The organism is Roseibium sp. LAB1 (assembly GCF_054658235.1).
The window spans coordinates 30,602-45,524 of record NZ_BAAGIB010000003.1 but is presented as its reverse complement, the minus strand read 5'-3'; the positions used below and the strand labels follow the sequence as shown (position 1 = coordinate 45,524).

At 60.8% G+C, this 14,923-nt stretch carries 15 protein-coding genes; 11 read left to right on the top strand and 4 right to left on the bottom strand.

Annotated features, from left to right (window positions below):
- The first annotated feature begins 6 nt into the window (after nucleotides 1-6).
- A complete protein-coding gene (rsgA, locus tag ACYQ54_RS18090) occupies nucleotides 7-1,101 on the top strand; it encodes a ribosome small subunit-dependent GTPase A (RefSeq protein ID WP_460084999.1) in 1,095 nt (364 codons plus the stop codon).
- Nucleotides 1,102-1,204: 103 nt separating this feature from the next.
- Here rsgA and ACYQ54_RS18085 read toward each other — a convergent pair whose 3' ends face one another.
- On the bottom strand, nucleotides 1,205-1,669 hold the full coding sequence (locus ACYQ54_RS18085; protein WP_460084997.1) for a GNAT family N-acetyltransferase: 465 nt from the start codon (nucleotides 1,667-1,669) through the stop codon (nucleotides 1,205-1,207).
- A gap of 6 nt (nucleotides 1,670-1,675) precedes the next feature.
- Nucleotides 1,676-2,521 (bottom strand): isocitrate lyase/PEP mutase family protein, encoded by an 846-nt coding sequence (locus tag ACYQ54_RS18080; RefSeq protein WP_460084995.1) that lies wholly within the window; start codon nucleotides 2,519-2,521, stop codon nucleotides 1,676-1,678.
- A gap of 227 nt (nucleotides 2,522-2,748) precedes the next feature.
- On the opposite strand from ACYQ54_RS18080, the gene ACYQ54_RS18075 reads away from it, so the two are divergent.
- Complete coding sequence (locus ACYQ54_RS18075; protein ID WP_460084992.1) at nucleotides 2,749-3,396, top strand: MSMEG_1061 family FMN-dependent PPOX-type flavoprotein; 648 nt, start codon at nucleotides 2,749-2,751, stop codon at nucleotides 3,394-3,396.
- On the opposite strand, the gene ACYQ54_RS18070 is transcribed toward ACYQ54_RS18075, so the two are convergent.
- A complete protein-coding gene (locus ACYQ54_RS18070) occupies nucleotides 3,397-3,864 on the bottom strand; it encodes a DUF1203 domain-containing protein (RefSeq protein ID WP_460084990.1) in 468 nt (155 codons plus the stop codon).
- Nucleotides 3,865-3,964: 100 nt separating this feature from the next.
- Complete coding sequence (locus ACYQ54_RS18065) at nucleotides 3,965-4,387, bottom strand: GNAT family N-acetyltransferase (RefSeq protein WP_460084987.1); 423 nt, start codon at nucleotides 4,385-4,387, stop codon at nucleotides 3,965-3,967.
- A gap of 381 nt (nucleotides 4,388-4,768) precedes the next feature.
- Here ACYQ54_RS18065 and modB point away from each other — a divergent pair, with 381 nt between their 5' ends.
- From modB to ACYQ54_RS18020, 9 genes are all read left to right on the top strand, one after another.
- Nucleotides 4,769-5,476, top strand: a complete 708-nt coding sequence (gene modB / locus ACYQ54_RS18060; RefSeq protein ID WP_460084985.1) for a molybdate ABC transporter permease subunit — start codon at nucleotides 4,769-4,771, stop codon at nucleotides 5,474-5,476.
- The gene (gene modC / locus ACYQ54_RS18055) at nucleotides 5,463-6,590 is read left to right on the top strand and encodes a molybdenum ABC transporter ATP-binding protein (protein WP_460084982.1); all 1,128 of its coding nucleotides are present in this window, start codon (nucleotides 5,463-5,465) and stop codon (nucleotides 6,588-6,590) included. The genes modB and modC overlap by 14 nt, the downstream gene beginning before the upstream one ends.
- Nucleotides 6,591-6,633: 43 nt before the next feature.
- Entirely contained in the window at nucleotides 6,634-8,430 is a 1,797-nt protein-coding gene (locus ACYQ54_RS18050) for a sensor histidine kinase (RefSeq protein WP_460084979.1), read from the top strand.
- 16 nt (nucleotides 8,431-8,446) lie between these two features.
- Nucleotides 8,447-9,781: a sigma-54-dependent transcriptional regulator gene (locus ACYQ54_RS18045; protein ID WP_460084976.1), complete on the top strand. Its 1,335-nt coding sequence runs from the start codon at nucleotides 8,447-8,449 to the stop codon at nucleotides 9,779-9,781.
- 144 nt (nucleotides 9,782-9,925) lie between these two features.
- A complete protein-coding gene (locus ACYQ54_RS18040; protein ID WP_460084973.1) occupies nucleotides 9,926-10,357 on the top strand; it encodes a carboxymuconolactone decarboxylase family protein in 432 nt (143 codons plus the stop codon).
- Between the two features lies 1 nt (nucleotide 10,358).
- Complete coding sequence (gene sigJ, locus ACYQ54_RS18035; RefSeq protein ID WP_460084971.1) at nucleotides 10,359-11,273, top strand: RNA polymerase sigma factor SigJ; 915 nt, start codon at nucleotides 10,359-10,361, stop codon at nucleotides 11,271-11,273.
- Between the two features lie 271 nt (nucleotides 11,274-11,544).
- Nucleotides 11,545-12,552 carry a DctP family TRAP transporter solute-binding subunit gene (locus ACYQ54_RS18030; RefSeq protein WP_460084969.1) on the top strand — a complete coding sequence of 336 codons (1,008 nt, stop codon included), beginning with the start codon at nucleotides 11,545-11,547 and terminating at the stop codon, nucleotides 12,550-12,552.
- A 125-nt stretch (nucleotides 12,553-12,677) separates the two neighbouring features.
- Nucleotides 12,678-13,298 carry a TRAP transporter small permease gene (locus ACYQ54_RS18025; protein WP_460084966.1) on the top strand — a complete coding sequence of 207 codons (621 nt, stop codon included), beginning with the start codon at nucleotides 12,678-12,680 and terminating at the stop codon, nucleotides 13,296-13,298.
- 10 nt (nucleotides 13,299-13,308) lie between these two features.
- A complete protein-coding gene (locus ACYQ54_RS18020; protein ID WP_460084964.1) occupies nucleotides 13,309-14,913 on the top strand; it encodes a TRAP transporter large permease in 1,605 nt (534 codons plus the stop codon).
- Nucleotides 14,914-14,923 lie beyond the last annotated feature (10 nt).

The following is a 14,923-nucleotide window of genomic DNA, read 5'->3' as shown; positions in this document are numbered from 1 at the left end:
AATCTCATGGTACGGAACTATTCCGACTTCTTTCCCGCGCACCCAAAAACCAGCGGGCCAAACACCACACCTTCAGCGCTTCAGGCACTTGGCTGGAAACCCTTTTTTGCACAACAGATCAGTTCCGACGAGTTGACGGCAACACCGCCTGTGCGGGTGGTTGAAGTTCATCGCAACGCCTTTCACGTGGTCGGGCAGGACATCGACGAAGCAATTCTGCCGGTGAAGGATGCCACCGTCGGCGACTGGCTACTGCTGGATCGCGCACACACCGCCTCAAGCCGGATCCTGGAGCGGCAGAGCCTGCTCAGGCGCCGCGCGCCGGGAACGGACCGCCAGATCCAGCTGATCGCCGCCAATATCGACACAGCCTTCGTGGTGTCATCCTGCAATCAGGACTTCAACATCGCCCGCCTGGAGCGATACATCGCACTTGCCTTCGAAGCGGGCATCAGCCCGGTCATTGTGCTGACCAAGTCCGATCTGGCAGCCGATCAGGACAGCTTTGTCGATCAGGCTGTCAAGATCTCGGCGGAGGTGCCGGTGGTGGCACTCGACGCACGAGGCAGTGAACCTGCGTTGAAACTGGCTGACTGGTGCTGGCCCGGCAAGACAGTCGCATTCCTTGGGTCGTCCGGTGTCGGCAAGTCGACGCTTACCAATGCCCTGTCAGGCACAGCAGACATCGCCACACAGGCCATTCGCGAGGACGACGCCAAGGGCCGCCATACGACGACCCATCGTCAGCTTCACGCGGTGCCGGGCGGCTGTCTCGTCCTGGATACGCCGGGCATGCGAGAGTTGCAATTGACCGATGTCGCGTCCGGGATCGATGATCTGTTCTCGGATCTCAACGATCTTGCGTCTCGCTGCCGTTTCACCGACTGCCGGCATGATACGGAGCCAGGCTGCGCCGTTCAGGAGGCACTTGAGGACGGAACCCTGGAAGCCGCCCGACTGAACAGATGGCGAAAACTGAAGGCGGAAGAAGCCTTCAACTCCGCCAGCCTGGCCGAGCGCAGGTCCAGGGATCGGGCATTCGGCAAGATGGTTCGCAATGTCATGAAGCAGAAAAAGCAGAAAACCTGGGGCCCGGAGTAGCGGGCCAGGAAGCCCAAAGCACACGAAAGCTGCTGAAATCCGGGGCAGGACTCTGCCCCGGATCAATATTATCCAGTACGCCCGGAGCTGGAATTCGGCTCGGTCACAGTGTCAGCCGCATGTGGACGATCCGCTTGTCGCCGCGCTGTTCTTCATGGGTTTCTGTGAACCCTGCCCGCTGGTACCAGGCCCGGTTCTCATGCATCAGGACGTTGGTATAGAGCCGGATATCGACCAGTTCCAGGTCCGCAGCCCGTCGCTGTGCAAAGTCCAGTACCTGCCTCCCATGACCCTTGCCCTGCTTGGCGGGATCGACGGCGATGCTCTCGATGAGGAGATGATCCGGCTGCCTGATCAGCACGAGGCTCGCGACAAGAGCATTGCCGGAGCGCAGAACCCACACCTCGTCATTCCGCACATGTGCGGCATAATCCGCGGTCATCGGCACCGGCACGGCGCCGATGACCGGGATATAGTGTTGGTAGGCGCGGCGGGCGAGTTCGCGCAAGGCTCCGGCATCCCCGGACTTTGCCCGAACGAGGCCGCTCGGGCCGGACGAGGCGTCCATATCGGGTCAGGGCCTTGCCTTCATGAAGGATTCAAAATCAGGAATGCCCTCCGGCATGGTTTCCGTTCTGTCGAAACAGCCGAACGTGCCGCCGTCCTTCATGTCTTCAGCGGCCGCAACAAAGGCGCGATAGGCAAGTCGTGCCAGGCCCGCCCCGATGGAAACCCGGGCAACGCCCATGTCGCCCAGTTCCTTGCGGGTCAGGTGAAAGTTCTTCCGTCCTGCCAGAATGTTCATCGGCGCATCGACGGCGGCCAGAACCGCGGCGATTTGCTCCTTGTCCTTCAGCTCCGGTGCATAGACGCAATCTGCACCGGCTTCGGCAAATGCGTTCAGCCGCTTGATGGTTTCGTCAAGCTCGTGCTGCGTATGCACGGGCCCTTCGCTACGGGCGGTCAGGACAAAATCCGGCGCGAGCCGGTTCTTGGCATCCACCGCCGCCTTGATCCGCTCGACCGCCAGTTCCAGATCGTAGTAGGGATGTTTCGGATCAGTGGTGTAATCCTCGATGGAGCAGCCTGCGAGGCCAACCTCGATCGCGCCTTTCACTGTTGCCACCACGTCGTCCGGACTGTCGCCGAAGCCGTTTTCCAGGTCTCCGTTCACCGGCACGCTGGTTGCAGCGATGATGTCGGCTGCGTGTCCGAGAGCATCGTCCCGCGTGATCAGCCCTTCGGCATCCTTCACACCCTGCGTCCAGGCGTAGCCCGCACTGGAAGTCGCCATGGCGTCAAACCGCAATCCGTCCAGAATCCGGGCTGTGCCGATATCGAAGGGATTCGGCATGAGAAAAGCCCGTCCTTTCTCGTGAAGGGCTTTGAAGGCGGCGCGGCGTTTGGCTGCGGTCGGCATGGCCGGATCTCCTATGAGTTGTACCTTTGCGAGGTGTGCCGTTAAAGTTTAGGTCGGCAATGCGATCCCTTTATGATGGGTTCGGTGATGCGCAGGTAAGATCCAGTTTAACCAGAAACGGGGCGCCAGTTTGGAAAAAGGGCAGGGCTTGCAAAATGCCTTGTCATCACGGACGCAGCGCCTTTTGATGGACAGGACGCCAGCGGGGCAGATCCAGGGAGGTTGCCATGCCGGAAGACCCAAAGTCATTTGCAGATTTCACTGACCTGATAACCACGGTTGACCAGCTTGAAGCCCACGCCGGAACCGCACCGGAGAAGGTGAGGGTGAAGGAGATAACGGAGTTGGACGGCCTCTGCAGGCAATTCATCAGCCGCTCGCCGTTCTGCCTGATCGCCACTGCCAATCCGGAGGGCGTGATCGATGTCAGTCCGAAGGGAGATCCGGCCGGGTTTGTTACCGTCCTGAGCGACACAATGCTGGCGATCCCCGATCGTCCGGGCAACCGTCGCCTCGACGGCTACCATAATCTCCTGAAGGACCCGCGCGTGGGGTTGATTTTCATGATCCCGGGGAAGGGCGAAACCTTGAGGATTTCCGGCGAGGCACGCATCGTCAGGGATGCCTGGCTCCTGGAACGGATGCAGGTGGACGAAAAACGACCCTCGATGGCGCTGGCTGTCCAGGTCACCCGCGCATTCATGCATTGCCCCAAGGCGATGATCCGCTCAAAGATCTGGCAACCGGAAAGCTGGCGGAACGCCGACGATCTTGGCGATATCGGCGATGCGATGATCCGCCACGGCAAGCTGAAACAAACTCCGGAGGCGCTTCTGGAAGAAGCCACCTCCGAAGGCTTGCTCAGGCTCTACTGATCAGGTCCATGCGGTGCGCGTGACCTTTGCCGCGTAACAGCCACGACGGGCGAAATGCAGGTGGATGTAATCGACTTGCGGGTTGTCGAAGAACGCTCCGATGACACCGGCAAGTTCGCGGCCTTCAACGACCTCTGCATCGATCATCTCATGGGCCCGGTTGAAGGCTCGCACGGACAGCAGGCGTTTTGCCACCACATCCGGGATCGTGTCCGGGGCCGGATGGTTTTCTGCCGCACCGTCGGCAACGAAGATCGCATGCCTGGAGCGGTAGGGCGTTTCGCCCGGCTGATGCTCGAAATTGAGCAGGTAAACACGGGCGCCCTTGGCCGCATCGACAAGCGATACGCGGCAGGGAAAAGCGCCGTCCGAAATGTGCACCTGGATTCCCTTCTCTGCGAGTTCCGCGTCGCTCAGGCCGCTCAAATAGGTAAATTCGGAAGCGGGAAGGGGTTCGATCTGAAACATAGGGCTTCTCTCCTCAACTGTTGTGAAGAAACCCTAGGAGACCGCAATATCGGAAACGACCCGATATGCGAGTGCCGTTAAAATATCCACCAGCCCCTGGTCAGGCCAGACTGCCGCGGCCAGCCCTGCGGGCCATGCCGAGAGATCCGGGAGCTGTTTCTTCAAACCCGAATTGCGCGTAGAGCGCATTTGCCGGGACATCGGCGATCAGGCTGACATAGGTCGACGGCGGAAACGTACTTTCGATATAGGTGGTCAGCGCCGCCATGATGCGTTTGCCGAGGCCTCGGCCCTGATAGTCGGGCAAAACCGCGATATCGGTGACCTGGACGAAACAGCCGCCGTCGCCGATCAAACGGCCCATGCCGATCGCTTGGTCATCGTCAAGCAGCATCACGCAGTAGAGACTGTTTTTCAGTCCGATTTCTGCCGCTTCCCGGCCATACCCGCTCAGTCCGGACTCGACCCGCAGACGCAGATAGGTATCGACATCGGGAACCTGGGTTTTCAGCGTGATTGTCATGAAATATCCTGAGAATCGGCAGGGATCGTAGTTATCCGGAAATCAACATTACCGACCATATGGGTGTTTGTACCGGAAACGAAAGTCCATTTTTCAGGTTTGACGGCCTTCGGTTTTTGGGCGGGAACATGTTTTTGTGACGCCTGAACGGAACGGCTCGGTTTCGCACCATCAACACCTGTCCCTGTCCGTAGAAGGCAAGGCTTGGCGCCATCTCCGACGCGAAACGGGCAGCGGATACCGACTATTGACCCCAAGTCTGCGGCCTTGCATCCAAGTCCGCGGGCAAAGGATATCTTGCCTTCCTGCGGTGTTCTAACCGATAACGGCAGAAGGCTGAGGAAATTCGGCCGCGTTTCGGAACGAACAGACTGAGCAGCCGTGGATTTTTTCAATCTCCAGCCCGGGGAATGGCAGGCCCTTCTTCTGACCCTCAAGGTCGCTTCTGCCGCCCTCGCCGTTGCGCTGCCGCTTGCCGTTTTGATGGCCTTTGTGCTTGCGCGCTACCGGTTTACCGGTCATGGCGCCGTCAATGCGCTGGTGCACTTGCCTCTGGTCCTGCCGCCGGTCGTCACGGGGTACGTGCTGCTGCTGACCTTTGGTCGCAAGGGGCCCGTCGGGTCGTTTCTGGACAATTTTTTCGGCGTTACCTTTGCCTTCAACTGGACCGGTGCAGCCCTCGCAGCCGGTGTCATGGCCTTTCCCCTGATGGTCCGCCCGATCCGTCTTTCCTTCGAGGCGGTTGACCCGAAGCTGGAAGAGGCGGCCAAGTCTCTCGGTGCCCATCGTCTGACAGCCTTTCTGACCGTAACCCTGCCTCTTGCCCTGCCGGGTATTCTGGGCGGCGCTATCCTGGGTTTCGCCAAGGCCATGGGCGAATTTGGCGCGACCATCACGTTCGTGTCCAACATACCAGGCGAAACCAGAACCCTGTCGCTCGCCCTTTACACCGCCACCCAGACACCGGGTGGTGAGCTTGCCGCCTTTCGTCTGACGCTGGTTGCCGCCTTCGTTGCCTTTGCTGCACTGATCGCCTCCGAGGCGCTGGCGCGCCGGTTGCGCGCGCGCATGGGGGGTGGTCATGCTTGATGTCGACATTACCGGCCGCGTCGGCCAGTTGGACCTTGAAGCCCGGTTTGAAAGCACCGGCGGGGTGACATCGCTTTTCGGTCAGTCGGGCGCCGGCAAGACAACCCTGACCAACATGATCGCCGGACTGATCAGGCCGCGCAGCGGGCACATCGCCGTCAATGGAACGGTGCTGTTCGACGCTAACAAGGGCATAGACCTGTCGGTGCAGGCCCGCAGGGTCGGTCATGTTTTTCAGGACGCGAGGCTGTTTCCGCATCTGAGCGTCGTCTCGAACCTGACCTACGCGCGCTGGGCTGGCCGCAGGCACGGAACCCGGGACCTGGCCGAAGTGGTCGATCTGCTCGGACTGGGCGGTCTTCTGGAGCGCAAGCCCGGAACGCTTTCAGGAGGCGAGAGGCAGCGGGTTGCCATCGGCCGGGCCCTTCTGTCCGACCCGCGGTTGCTGATCATGGACGAGCCGCTGGCCAATCTCGATCAGGCGCGCCGAAACGATATCCTGCCCTATCTGGACCGTCTGTGCGTGGAGGCAGGGATCCCGATCCTCTATGTCAGCCATTCCATCGAGGAAGTGGCGCGCCTGTCGAATACGCTCGTGATCCTGTCCGACGGCCGCACGCCCGCCTACGGACCGGTGGCCGACATGCTTGCCCGGACCGATCTCGGCAGGGCAACCGGCCGTCACGAGGCGAGTGCACTTCTCGAAGGCACCGTTACGAAATGCGATCCGGACTGGGGCCTGACCGATGTCGATATCGGTGGCGCGATCCTTCAGATTCCGGACATGGCGGCTGTGCCGGGCGATGCGGTGCGCCTGCGTATTCGGGCAAGAGATGTCGCCCTCGCCGTCACGCCGCCGCACGGCCTGTCCATCCGCAATGCCTTCGCGGCGACTATCCGCAGTATCTCCAGCGAAAGCGGGCCCTATGCGGAAATTCTGTGTTCCGTCAACGGACAGGTTCTGCGCGCCCGCATTACCCGGGCGTCTGTCGCCGATCTGGATCTTCACAAGGGCAGGGATGTCACGGTTCTGATCAAGAGCGTCGCTATCGACCGGCGCCAGCGCGCGCCTGCCCTGCCGGACGCCGCGACCGGGGGGCAATCCACTGGATAATGCCCCCGCTTCACGCGGCGCGCGGCTTGTTTATACTGACGCGATGTTGCGCAAGACCAAGCGCCGGACCTGGCGCAGGCTGAAGATCGGTATCGGAGCGGCGGCGATCCTGTCGACGGTTGCCTTGATGTGGCTGACAGGGCTTGCCAGCTTGCGGATTTCGCTTGCGGAAGTGGAAACCGGTGCACGGGCCAATCTTGCGGTTCAGACGGCCGTTCTGGAAAGACTTCTCGACAAGTTCCGTCTGCTGTCGCCGCTGTTGGCGCGAGGCCCGGACATCCGGCAATTGCTGATAAAAACCGGCACGCCGGAAGATCCCGGCATCGCCGCCATTGCCGCCGGCATGTCGGGAGCCGAAGAGATTTGGCTGATGGATAGGCAGGGCAACGTCGTGGTTTCCAGCCAGGATGGTGTTCCGGCTGGGTCGTTCGGCGGCGCTGAGCGGATCGAGCAGGCTTTCGAGCAGGCCTTGCAAGGCCAGCTTGGCCGGCAGCTTATCCCCGGCACGCCCGAGGCAGTCTCGAACTATGTGTTCGCTTCGCCCATGCGCAGGAACGGCTCTATTGTCGGCGTTCTCGCGGTTCGGGTCTCTCTGGAAGATGTCGAGCAGGCCTGGGCCCTCAGCAAGGAACCGCTGGTCGCGCTGGACGGTAGCGGCCGGATCGTCGTCACCAATGTTCCCGCTTGGCGCGGCAAGCAAATGGACGAACTCTCGTTCGGCCGGGATATTGCCGACATGTCTGTGGTAGAGCGCATCGAGGTGCTGCTTCCGGCAACCCACACCCCTGACTATTATTTGCAACTGACCGAGAACCTCGCCGTTCTGGGTTGGCAGGTCAGAACCCTGGTGACGGTCGAGGAGGCGCGCCTGCTATCCGGCTGGGCTATGCTGGTAGCGCTCCTGGTCTGTGTGATCGCGGCCGGTGGGGTCGCCATCCTGATTGTCCGCCGGGAAGAATTCGTGCGCCAGGAACGGCGCAACCGGGCAAGCGCGCTGCGTCTGGAGCGCCGCGTGCAATCGAGGACATCAGACCTGCGCCGCACCAACGTCCTGCTGGAACAGGAAGTGCGCGAACGTGAACAGGCCGAAGCCGACTTGCGCCTTGCCCAGGCCGAACTCGTGCAGACTGCCAAGCTGGCAACGCTCGGACGGATGTCGGCGGCGCTCAGTCACGAATACAATCAACCTCTGGCGGCAATCCGTTCCGATGCTGAAGTGGCTGGCATGCTGATCGAGCGGGGACGGGCGGACGAGGCTCTCGGCAATCTGTCCCGGATCGAAGGCATGGTCAGCCGCATGGCCGAAATCGCCAAGACGCTGAAGGGCTTCACGCGCAAATCCGGCACTGACATCAAGCCGGTCTCTCTGCGCCAGGTGATCGATGAGGCAACGCTGCTGCTTCAGCCGCACATCAAGCAGAGCAAGGTGCGCCTCGACCTGGCGCTGCCTGCCGAGGATATCATTGTGAAGGGCGGGCGCATCCGACTGGAACAGGTGGTCATCAATCTCCTGTCCAACGCTCTGGACGCCGTCAGCGGCAACGCGACCTCGCTCGCCGAACCCGAGGTGCGGCTGGAGCTGCGGCAGGAGGGCGGAGAGGCGGTGCTGACGGTCAGCGACAATGGCCCCGGCATCGATGCCGATGTCCTGCCGCAGATCTTCGATCCCTTTTTCACCACCAAGGATGTCGGCGCCGGGCTGGGACTGGGCTTGTCGATTGCCTACAAGATCGTTCATGACTTTTCCGGATCGCTGAAGGCGGCTAATCGTGACGGCGGTGGCGCGGTGTTCACCATGCGCCTGCCGGTGGCCGACGAGCACGTTCTTGCAGCAGAATGAGAAGAGATAGGCGTTTATGGATCAGGCGACCGTCCTACTGATTGACGATGAAGCGGACCTGCGCGGCTCCCTGAGCCAGGGGCTGGAACTGTCCGGCCAGGCAGTGTTTGCGACCGGCGAACCGGAAGAGGCGCTGGAACGGATCAACCGCGGGTTTTACGGTGTGCTCGTCACAGACATCCGCATGCCCGGTACGGATGGGTTCCAGGTCATGAAACGGGCGTTCGAGATCGATCCCGCTCTGCCCGTGGTGCTGATCACCGGCCATGGCGATGTGCCGCTGGCGGTCGAGGCCATGCGTGCCGGTGCTTACGATTTCATGGAAAAGCCTTTCTCCGTTTCGCGCCTTGCCTCTGTAGTGGAACGCGCGCTCGACAAGCGCCGTCTGGTGCTGGAAAACCGAAAACTGCGCGAGGAACTGGCCGACAGGACAGGTCTTGAAAGCCGTCTTGTGGGGCGCACTTCCGCCATGGAGCTGCTTCGCCGCAATGTCACCGCACTGGCCGCTACCGATGCTGATGTGCTGATCCTCGGGGAAACCGGCTCAGGCAAGGAAGTGGTTGCCCGGGCTCTTCATGACGAAGGCCCCCGCAAGGAAAAGCCTTTCGTTGCGCTCAACTGCGGGGCACTTCCTGCGGAAATCATCGAATCCGAATTGTTTGGCCACGAGAAGGGTGCCTTCACCGGCGCCAGTGGGCAGCGCATCGGCAAGCTGGAACACGCCCATGGCGGCACGGTGTTCCTCGACGAGATCGAATCCATGCCGCTGGAGCTGCAGGTCAAGCTTCTGCGTGTGATCGAGACCCGGACCATCGAGCGGCTCGGTTCCAACAAGGCGATCGAACTGGACGTGCGCTTCATTGCGGCCACCAAGGAAGACCTGGAAGCCGCCGGCAAGGAAGGCCGCTTCCGGCTGGACCTGTTTTACCGGCTCAACGTCGTCAACGTCGCCATTCCGCCGCTGCGGGACAGGCTGGAGGACATTCCCCTGCTGTTCCGGCATCTGGCGGTGGAGGCCCGGGCGCGTTACCGGCGCGAGATCCCCGACATCAATGAGGAGTATCTCGCCGAGCTGATGGCACGGGAATGGCCGGGCAATGTCCGCGAACTGCGCAATGTCGCCGACCGGTTCGTGCTTGGTGTCGAACTGGTCAAAGCGCCCAGCAACGGCGCAGGATCCACCTTGTTCGATCAGGTGGCGGCCTATGAGCGTGCGCTGATCGTCGCCGAACTCAAGCGTAACGACGGCGCCATCAAACCGACCTACGAGAACCTGGGTCTTTCCCGAAAGGCGCTCTACGAAAAGATGCGCAAATACGGGCTCGGCAAGGACGAGGCGCTTTCCGTCTGACAGGATCCTGTGGTCCCTGTCATCCTTGCGAGGACAGGGATGACAATAAAGAGAGATCGAAAAAAGTTTCGCGCCGGTGTCACAAACCGCTGCGCCTGATCGTCAACCCGGTGTCACTGCCTGAAACTTGAATGGAAGACACTCATGACGACCTCGACTGCCATCAATCACTACGAAAATGTCCCCGATATCGTGAAACGCTTCGTTGCCGCCAGTGGCGAAATCGGCAAGGCGGCGCTGGAGCCGAAACTGCGGCATCTGATCGACCTGCGCGCCTCGCAGATCAACCAGTGCGCCTATTGCGTCAAGATGCATACCAAGGAAGCGCTTGATGGAGGCGAAACCCAGGAGCGTCTGCAGCGGCTCACGGTCTGGCGGCATGTCGACGATTATACGCCGGCGGAAAAGGCGGCATTTGCCTGGACGGAAGCCTTGACCAGTCTCAAGGTCGATACGAACTATGAGGCTCTGCGAGCCGAATTGCGCCGCCATTTCGACGACACCGAGATAAGTGCGATCACTGCTGCGATCGCGATGATCAATCTGTGGAACCGGGTACAGGTATCGAACCACTGACATGAGGAAAGCGCCAGGCATCGATGTTTTCGAGACGGTACGCCCGAAGCTGCTGGGCCTGGCCTACCGAATGCTCGGGTCCATGGCGGATGCCGAGGATGCAGTTCAGGACACATACCTGAAGTGGCAAGCCACGGACGGCGCCGACATCCTGAATCCGGAAGCATTCCTCACCACTGTCTGCACCAATTGTTGCCTGGACACACTCAAGGCCGCTCACCGCAAACGGGTCGACTATGTCGGCCCGTGGATCCCCGAGCCGCTGCAGTTCGACAGTGGTTCGGACCCGGAGACCGATCTTGACCGGGCGCAATCCCTGACGACGGCCTTCCTCCTGCTGCTCGAACGCCTGAGCCCGAAGGAGCGCGCGGCCTACCTGCTGCGCGAGATCTTCGCAAAGTCATATGACGAAGTTGCCCAAACACTGGGCGTTACCGAACAGGCCTGCCGCCAGCTCGTCTCCCGGGCAAGCCGGCATGTCCAGGGACCTGTCTCCCGTTTCGTTCCCTCGGCCGATCATCAGGACCGGATCCTGTCCGCCTTTCTGACGGCGATTGAAACGGGCTCTACGGATCACCTGACAGGCCTTCTCGCCGAATCCGTACAGCTCCAGTCCGATGGCGGCGGCAAGGCAACGGCCATGAGCCGGGTGCTGGACGGCCCTGACGAAGTCAGCCGTTATGTCGTGCGCATCCTCGGCCGGCTGTGGCAGCCCTGCCAGATCGAGATACTGGATCTGAACGGCACGCGTGGCCTCGTCCTGTTCCATGGCGATGAGATTGTGACGGCCGTCATGTTCGGCTATGACGCCGATGGACGGCTGGAGCACATCTACAACATGCGCAACCCGGACAAGCTGTCGCGCCTGAAGGTGAAGCTGCGCCACGACCGGTCCTCGGGGGCAATCTGGCACTGATTTTCAGCGCTTAAAGTCTTAAAATATGATGTAGCACACTGAAAATGTGTCGGTTTCGACACATCCACTTTGGCGCCGTGTGTCTGACTCGACCCATGCTCGAAGCATTCACAGGTCAGGTTTATTTTCGAAAACTTGTAAATCCGCAGAAATCGGCGCTTCTTGAGGCGTTGGCGGCAATTGGCACGGAGATTGCCAACAGGGAGTCGACCAGCCACTGTGCTGTCCGGCCCGAATGGCCGTCATATTGAAATGTCTGGGAGGACATCCGATGAAAAAATTCGCTCTCGCCGCAGCAACCGCGGCGTCCCTGGCCCTGTCCGCAAACGCCTATGCGGCCGATGCTTGTGATGACGGTGAAATCGTCATCAAGTTCAGCCACGTGGTTGCCGCGACCGGCCACCCGAAAGGCGACGCTGCCACGCTGCTGGCGGAACGCGTCAACGACGAGATGAACGGCAAGGCCTGCATGCAGGTATTCGCGAACTCTCAACTCTTCGACGACGACAAGGTCATGGAAGCCCTGCTGCTCGGAGACGTTCAGCTTGCTGCCCCGTCGCTTTCCAAGTTCGAAGCCTACACGCTGAAATTCCGCCTGTTCGACCTGCCGTTCCTGTTCCAGGACCTGGATGCGGTCGAGCGTTTCGGCACCGGTGAACACGGCAAGGAGCTTCTGAACTCCATGACCGACTACGGTTTCCAGGGCCTCGGCTACTGGAGCTCCGGCCTGAAGCAGTTCTCCGCCAACAAGCCGCTACTGGTTCCGGACGATGCGAAGGGCCTGAAGTTCCGTGTGCAGACCTCTGACGTGGCTGTTGCCATGATCGAAGCCATGGGCGCAAACGCCCAGAAGCTGGCTTTCAAGGAAGTATACGGCGCACTGCAGACCGGTGTTGTGGACGGTCAGGAAAACTCCTGGTCCAACATCTACACCCAGAAGTTCTTCGAAGTGCAGGACGGTATCACCGAAACCAACCACCAGCTTCTGGCCTACCTGCTCGTCACCTCCGACGAGTGGCTGAACAGCCTTGATCCGGAAGTCCGTGACCAGTTCCTGACCATCGTGGAAGAAGTCACCGCAACCGCAAACGGCAATGTTGCAGCTGCGGAAGCCAAGAACCGCCAGAACATTCTGGATGCCGGTTCCACCATTCGTGAACTGACCCCGGAACAGCGCAAGGCCTGGGTCGATGCCATGAAGCCGGTTTGGGAACAGTTTGAAGGTGATATCGGCAAGGACCTCATCGACGCCGCCGTCGCTTCCAACAACGCCAGCTAAGGCTGACCTGACCTGACACCTGGAAGGGCCGGATTGTCCGGCCCTTCTGCCAAGGTCCTGCGGCCGCCCACGCAGCCATGCCGGCGGCTAAGCTGATAACCAAGAGGCCAATTCGGGGGAAACGCATGCAACGCGTCGACAATTGGGTCACGCGCTTCGAGGAAGGTGTACTCGCCTTTCTCCTGGCCGCCATGACCATAGTATCCTTCACCCAGGTGGTGGCGCGATACGGCTTTAATTCCGGCTGGACCGGTGCCCTGGAATTCACACGTATCCTGTTCGCCTGGCTGATCCTGTTCGGCATGAGCTATGGCGTCAAAATCGGTTCGCATCTGGGCGTCGATGCGGTCATCCGCCTGTTTCCCAAGCCGGTGTTCCGGGCTGTCGCCGTGTTCGGCGCGCTCTGCGGCGTCGTCTATGCGCTGACCCTGCTCTGGTCGGAATGGCTGCATGTCTTCGGGCTTGATACCAGAGGCGGAGCCATCGACTACTGGTCGAAGATGTACAAGATCGGCATCGGCCTCGATGACCTGCGCTATCCAGACTACATCATTGAAACCTTCGGCACGAAAGAGCGCGTTCAGCGCTGGATCGCCTATCTGATCCTGCCCATCGGCCTGTTTCTGTTCATGTTCCGCTGCATCCAGGCGGCCTGGCAGATCATTACCGGCGAGCGCGAGATGATGATCGCCGCGCATGAGGCGGAAGACCTCGTCGCTGAAAACAAAGACGTCTTGAAGGACTGAGGCCGGGGCAATGGAAGCAGCAATTCTCTTCATTCTCGTCCTGGGCTTCTTGTTCCTGGGCGTTCCGATCTCCATTTCGCTTGGCCTGTCCAGCGTTTTGGCGATTGCCATCTTCTCCAACGATTCCATCTCGTCGGTGGCCCTGCAGCTGTTCACGGCGTCGCAGAATTACACCCTCCTGGCGATTCCTTTCTTCATCCTGGCCTCGGCCTTCATGTCGACGGGGGGCGTTGCCAAGCGCATCATCCGCTTCTCCATTGCATCCGTCGGTGCGATCCGGGGCGGTCTGGCGATTGCCGGCGTCTTCGCCTGCATGCTTTTCGCCGCGCTGTCGGGCTCCTCGCCCGCAACCGTGGTCGCGATCGGCACCATTGCCATCGCCGGCATGCGGCAGGCGGGCTACACCAAGGAGTTTGCCGCGGGTGTCATCGCCAATGCCGGCACGCTCGGCATCCTGATCCCGCCCTCCATCGTCATGGTGGTCTATGCGGCCGCGACCAACGTTTCCGTCGGCCGCATGTTCCTGGCCGGTGTCGTGCCAGGTCTGATTGCCGGCCTGATGCTGATGATCGCGATCTACGTCATGGCGCGCGTCAAGAACCTTCCCGCACAGCCGTGGCCGGGATTCAAGGAAATCTGGCACGCCATGATGGAAGCGGCCGTTGGCCTGTTCCTGATGGTGATTATCCTCGGCGGCATCTACGGCGGTATCTTCACCCCGACGGAAGCTGCGGCCGTGGCGGCGGTTTATGCCTGCCTCGTGGCCCTGTTCGTCTATCGCGACATGGGTCCGCTCACCGGTATCCGCTGGGTGCAGGACCAGGACGGCCCGCTGGGGCTGGCCGGCTTCAAGACCATCACCTACGCGTTTGCTGCCATGTTCGCATGGTCGGGCATTGCTGTCATGGTCACCGACAGACAGGGCTTCTACGGCATCGACAGCGCCATTGTTCTGCTGGCGGCGCTGATCGGCTATCCGCTTCTGCGCGGTCGTGTCAGCCCTGCCGAACTGCCGTCGATCTATGGCGTCGGTGCGAAGATCTGGGGCCGGAATATCGGGCTGATCGCCTGGAAATTCCTCCCGGCCATGTTCCACAAGGACACCAAGAAGGTGATGGTGGATGCGGCGAAGACGACCATCATGCTGATGTTCATCATCGTCAACGCCCTGCTGTTTGCTCATGTGCTGACATCGGAGCGGATCCCGCAGGCGATCACCGACTGGATGGTCGGAGCCGGCTTCAACTGGTTCACCTTCCTGATCGCGGTCAACCTGTTGCTGCTGCTTGGCGGCCAGTTCATGGAACCGTCCGGCCTGCTCCTGATCGTGGCACCGGTGGTGTTCCCGATCGGCATGGAACTTGGTGTCGACCCGGTTCACCTCGGCATCATCATGGTCGTGAACATGGAAATCGGCATGATCACACCGCCAATCGGGCTCAACCTGTTCGTCACATCGGGGATAACGGGAATGAGTCTGGTGCAGGTGGTCAAGGCGGCAGCGCCGTTCGTGCTCATCCTGCTCCTGTTTCTCATCCTGGTCACCTATGTCCCGGCCCTTTCCACCTGGCTGCCCTACAGCCTGATGGGGCCGGAAATCATCACAAACCGGTAACGACCCGGAC

What these genes read in the sequence shown, in the direction of transcription:
- ACYQ54_RS18045 (WP_460084976.1), top strand. Translation starts at nt 8,447, where the DNA reads ATGGATCAGGCGACCGTCCTACTGATTGACGATGAAGCGGACCTGCGC.
- ACYQ54_RS18080 (WP_460084995.1), bottom strand. Translation starts at nt 2,521, where the DNA reads ATGCCGACCGCAGCCAAACGCCGCGCCGCCTTCAAAGCCCTTCACGAG.
- rsgA (WP_460084999.1), top strand. Translation starts at nt 7, where the DNA reads ATGGTACGGAACTATTCCGACTTCTTTCCCGCGCACCCAAAAACCAGC.
- ACYQ54_RS18025 (WP_460084966.1), top strand. Translation starts at nt 12,678, where the DNA reads ATGCAACGCGTCGACAATTGGGTCACGCGCTTCGAGGAAGGTGTACTC.
- sigJ (WP_460084971.1), top strand. Translation starts at nt 10,359, where the DNA reads ATGAGGAAAGCGCCAGGCATCGATGTTTTCGAGACGGTACGCCCGAAG.
- ACYQ54_RS18065 (WP_460084987.1), bottom strand. Translation starts at nt 4,387, where the DNA reads ATGACAATCACGCTGAAAACCCAGGTTCCCGATGTCGATACCTATCTG.
- ACYQ54_RS18030 (WP_460084969.1), top strand. Translation starts at nt 11,545, where the DNA reads ATGAAAAAATTCGCTCTCGCCGCAGCAACCGCGGCGTCCCTGGCCCTG.
- ACYQ54_RS18075 (WP_460084992.1), top strand. Translation starts at nt 2,749, where the DNA reads ATGCCGGAAGACCCAAAGTCATTTGCAGATTTCACTGACCTGATAACC.
- ACYQ54_RS18050 (WP_460084979.1), top strand. Translation starts at nt 6,634, where the DNA reads ATGTTGCGCAAGACCAAGCGCCGGACCTGGCGCAGGCTGAAGATCGGT.
- ACYQ54_RS18070 (WP_460084990.1), bottom strand. Translation starts at nt 3,864, where the DNA reads ATGTTTCAGATCGAACCCCTTCCCGCTTCCGAATTTACCTATTTGAGC.
- ACYQ54_RS18020 (WP_460084964.1), top strand. Translation starts at nt 13,309, where the DNA reads ATGGAAGCAGCAATTCTCTTCATTCTCGTCCTGGGCTTCTTGTTCCTG.
- ACYQ54_RS18040 (WP_460084973.1), top strand. Translation starts at nt 9,926, where the DNA reads ATGACGACCTCGACTGCCATCAATCACTACGAAAATGTCCCCGATATC.
- ACYQ54_RS18085 (WP_460084997.1), bottom strand. Translation starts at nt 1,669, where the DNA reads ATGGACGCCTCGTCCGGCCCGAGCGGCCTCGTTCGGGCAAAGTCCGGG.